This window comes from Bartonella sp. AD328YNZD (genome assembly GCF_042196425.1).
Genome location: NZ_JBHIQG010000203.1, coordinates 1 through 4,544 on the forward strand (window position 1 = coordinate 1; position 4,544 = coordinate 4,544).

Consider the following 4,544-nt stretch of genomic DNA (forward strand, 5'->3'; position numbering starts at 1 on the left):
TTATAAATAATACAATTTTAAATTGTGATATTTTGGGATTCTGGCTTTACATAAAACATAGGGTGGATATATAAAATCCAAAACGTATTTTAAATTATCACGCGTAACCAAATTTATTAAACAGAATGCGTGTTTTTTGTTTTTAGAGAAGGGGAAGAAAGTTTGTAGAAAATTATGTTTAAAAATCATCTCTCTTTATGTCATTTTACAACGGTTATTTTTTTCTTTGTATACAATACTGATGCAGGTGAGATTTCTTCTGAGAAGAAGCCATATTCATGTAACGAAAGTGCCTCATTTTATCGCTGTAATGATGGTAAAACGCATGAAATTGCCAAGAAAACTTATCAACTTACGGGTGAAAGTTCTGATGCTGCCATAGAGGCATCAGGGAAAAATACAGTCATTGAGGGAGAGGCTATAATCATTAATGGTGTCTCAAATACAAATAGCCATTCAGAAACAAACGCTTGGACAACAGCTGTAAAGTCCTCAAATGGGGGAGGCGTTGCTCTATTTGATTCCATGTTAAATAACGTGTCGATAGGGGCCGATATTAATGATGAGGGAGCTTTTGAGATGCAGAATGGGGTGATTAAAGCAACCAGAATGGGGATCAGTGTTGGGGGTAAAGGGTCGTTTGTTTCTTTGACCAAGACAGAGATTAAGACATCTTCTGATGCGATAGGTCTTTTGAGTCATAATGGTGCAAAAATTTATATGAAAGGAGGAAAAATTAATTTTGCTGATGGTATTGGTGTTCAAACAGGAGGAGATGGAGAAATTAATTTAGAGGGCGTTTCTATTAGTGGGAGGGGGAAACTGGGAACAAATACAGATAATTATCGTGAAGGTTCTGCTTTTAGTATGCTTCAGGGGAAAGGCTCTCTTAATTTCCAGAAAGGAAACGTTAATGTCGACAATGTTCATGGTATTGTAGTGCAGGGGAATAACCATAATGCTGCTCATATAAAATATTCCAATATTTTTGTGAGAGGGAATGGATTTAATGGCATGCACTTTTTTTGGGAAGCTGTCTTAAATGATAAAAAAACAATTATACCTGGAAAAGGGACTGTCCATTTGACAAAGACAACTTTTATGGCTCCAGAAAGTACGGCTATTTATAATCGAGAATTCGAAAGTTCTGTTAAACTCTCACAACATTCAAAAATTTCTGGAGATTCACTCCTGAAAGCTGTTGAGCGTTCTACTGTAAAGATTGAGGCTGATGCTTCTACCCTTGTAGGAGGCGCACATGTTGATGAAAGTTCTACAGCTAAGATAGATTTAAAAAATGGTTCAAAGTGGATTTTATCGCGACCAAAATATGACAAATTGCAAAATTCTAATGCTTTTGGTTCTAATTTAGGGGACTATTCCTTCATTTCATCGGTCAATCTTACGGATAGTTCTCTTGTTTTTGAAGAATTAAAATCTAAAACAACAGATGGTTATCAGACACTTCTCATCGGAAAAGGATCGGGGACTGTCTATCGTGCACAAGGCGATGCGCGTCTTTATCTTAATGCATATTTGGATAAAGGCGGAGCTCTGCAAGAGCAAAAAACTGACCGGCTTTTAATCAATGGTGATCTTGAAGGAAAAACGACAGTCCATGTGTATAGTGTTCCTGGAAGCTCAGGGGCATTGACGGGAGAGGGCGGTAATAATCAGGGGATTTCCATTATTCAGGTTTATGGAAAAGCCATGGAAGATTCTTTTCAGTTAAATGGGGGGTATGTCACACTTGAAGCCTCCCCCTATCAGTATCATCTTAAGAGTTATGGTCCAGGCTCTGCTTTAGGGACTGCAGATTCCAATCAAAGAGTGCTTAAAAATACTGGAACATTTTGGGATTTCCGACTTGAAAGTCAATTTGTTGATTCCACTAAAGTTTTTCCTGTTCTTGATTTGGTTGTCCCCCCTTCTTCTGATGATATTCCTTCTGTTCTTAAAATTCATCCTAATATTACTGGAGGTGAGGATGGTTCTATTGATTCTAACTCTCAGCAAAAACCTCAGGAGCCAAGTCTTTCTTCTCCTGTAGATTCTCCTGGTAGGGATTCCCATCTTACGACCACACCTAATGTATCTGATGTTTTTGTACTTGAGATCCCCAATCCTCTTTCCTCTCTTGCACCTGTTGTTCCCGCTATTGCTGAATCTAATCCAGTTGCTCCACCTGCATCTGGTTCACTTGTTCCGCCATCTGTTCCACCCACTCCTTCTGTTGTTTCCCCAGTTGCATCTGTTTCTCCTGTTCTGTCATCTGTTTCACCCACTCCTTTTGTTGTTACTCCACCTGCGTCTGGTTCTTCTGTTCCGGCATCTGTTTTTGAGCCTTCTTCTTATTTTGAGCCAAATGTGAGAGTCGTTGTTCCACAGGTTTTGACTTATATTCTTGTGCCAAATACCTTATTTTATGCTGGATTGATGGATATCAGTAATCAAAGCAAGCAGTTGCAAGCGCTGCGAACTGTTTCTGGTCGGTTGTTAAAAAATGATGAAAATCCCGCTTTGTTTTTGCGCGGTTACGGTGGACATCATCATTATACTTCAAATTTGTCTGCATTTAAATATGGTGATTATGGCGGTGAGCTTGATTATAATGCACTAGAGGCAGGTCTTTTACTCAAGAAAATCGAAAGTGCATACAGTACGACATCTTTTGGGATTATGGGAAATTATGGCAAACTTTCGTTGCAGCCTCGAAAGGTTAAACAAAGTCAAGAAAGTATATTTGATAAATGGACAATCACAGCATATGGAAGCATGCAGCATGATACGGGTCTCTATATGGATGGTCTCTTCTCTTATGGTTTGTTTAATGGAAATGTTCTCACACTTGAGCGAGGTAAAACGGCTGCATTGAGAGGGAAGCCCCTAAGTGTTTCCTTAACTGCTGGTAAAACGTTTATGATAGGCAGCCGATATTTTATTTTTGAACCACAGGTTCAGTTTGTTTATCAAAATCTTCAGTTTCATAAGACTCGTGATATTGATAATTTTAATATTGATATGCGAAGCCCAGATCATTGGGGGATGCGTATTGGTGGGTATTTAACGAAGACACTTACATTTACTAAAGATAAAGATGCACATGTTCTTTCATTCTATGGTAAGCTTCATTTCATTCGTAGTTTTGATGATAAACAATTTGTATATTTTAAAGATGCTTTCCAGCTTGGTTCCTTTGGGACTTCTTTAGAAGCTGGATTTGGTGTTTTTTCGCAATTATCTCCAAAAATTATTTTTCATAGCGATCTGATTTATCAGCATAAATTTACGAGTGACGGCTTTTCCGGAACGCATTTTTCTGGTGGATTAAGTTATCGTTTTTAATTGTATTTTTCTTTAATACATCCTTTGTGAAAGACATAAACACAAAACATGGTTTTATTGTGTTATTTTTCTGATTTTTGACTTTACATATAACACAAAACAAATTATATGTAACGGTACATAATAAGAATAATGAGTAGATGAACCAGGTGTGTCTTTTCAGTTTTTTATGAAGATAAAATAAAGAAAGTTTAGACTAAATTATGATTAAAGTACTAAAACGTCATGTGTGTGTGTTCTCTTACGACCTCTATTTCTTTCTTCGCGCACAATATAGATGTGAGTGCAGAAGATTATAATCCCTCGTGTAATTCTCTTTTTAAGTCGTATTCGTGTGATACAGTTGATGCTTCTCGTACTTTTGGAAGTCGTAATAAGTTATATATGAGTGGATTGGATAGGAGGACTACAGGTGTTATTTTTACAATACGAACTCATAACATAGTTATTAAACCGCAAAAAAGTAAAGGGGAAAAAGGCTTTCAGGAACTGATGGAATTTTAAAATTAAAGAGATCTGAGAAGATTACATCAGCAGTGGTTGTGTTAAAAGACAATAAAACTTCTTTTAAAAAAAGTTCTATTACAGGAAATAGCGAAAAGAAAAGTAGAAATGATACGTTATCTCAATCTGTGTTTGGTGTGAAGCAGGGCGGTTTTTCCTTTGATGAAGGTAAGATTCAGGTTTCTAATGTTCATGGTATAGAGGCAAGTGTCTTGCTCAATGCGATTGAGGATACACATCACACTTCGAGCTTTGGAAAAATGGAGAATAATGGGAAAAAACTCTCTACAGCCTCAAGATGTTAAAGAAAGCAAAAAAGTACATTTGATAAATGGTCTATTACAGCATATGGCAGCATGCAGCATGATACAGGCTTTTATATCGATGGACTTTTTTCTACGGGTTATTTGAAGGGGATGTTCTCACGCAAGCAAGAGGTAAGACAACAACATTGAAGGGGACACTTTTGAGTGCTTCATTGGCTGCCGGTAAGCCATTTATGACAGGACATAAGGGGCTTATTTTTGATACGCAAGTTCAGGTCGTTTATCAAAATATACGGTTTGATAAGACCTCTGATAACGATGGATTTGATGTCGAAATGGGAAAGCTTGATTTGTGGGTGATGCGTGTTGGCGGGAATTTAAGCAAGACGCTTGCTGCTTCTGAAGAAGGGCATGTTGTTTCTTTCAATG

General features: G+C 37.4%; 1 protein-coding gene and 1 pseudogene. Both read left to right on the plus strand.

Translation table 11 applies throughout. The features are described 5' to 3' along the window. The first annotated feature begins 174 nt into the window (after nt 1-174). Nucleotides 175-3,345, plus strand: coding sequence for an autotransporter outer membrane beta-barrel domain-containing protein (locus ACFIO3_RS09095; RefSeq protein ID WP_375704349.1), 3,171 nt, complete (start codon nt 175-177; stop codon nt 3,343-3,345). Between the two features lie 695 nt (nt 3,346-4,040). Continuing rightward, a pseudogene (locus ACFIO3_RS09100) lies at nt 4,041-4,544 on the plus strand (autotransporter domain-containing protein); the annotation flags it as partial.

Coding starts and splice junctions, on each gene's coding strand:
- ACFIO3_RS09095 (WP_375704349.1), top strand. CDS start 175: ATGTTTAAAAATCATCTCTCTTTATGTCATTTTACAACGGTTATTTTT.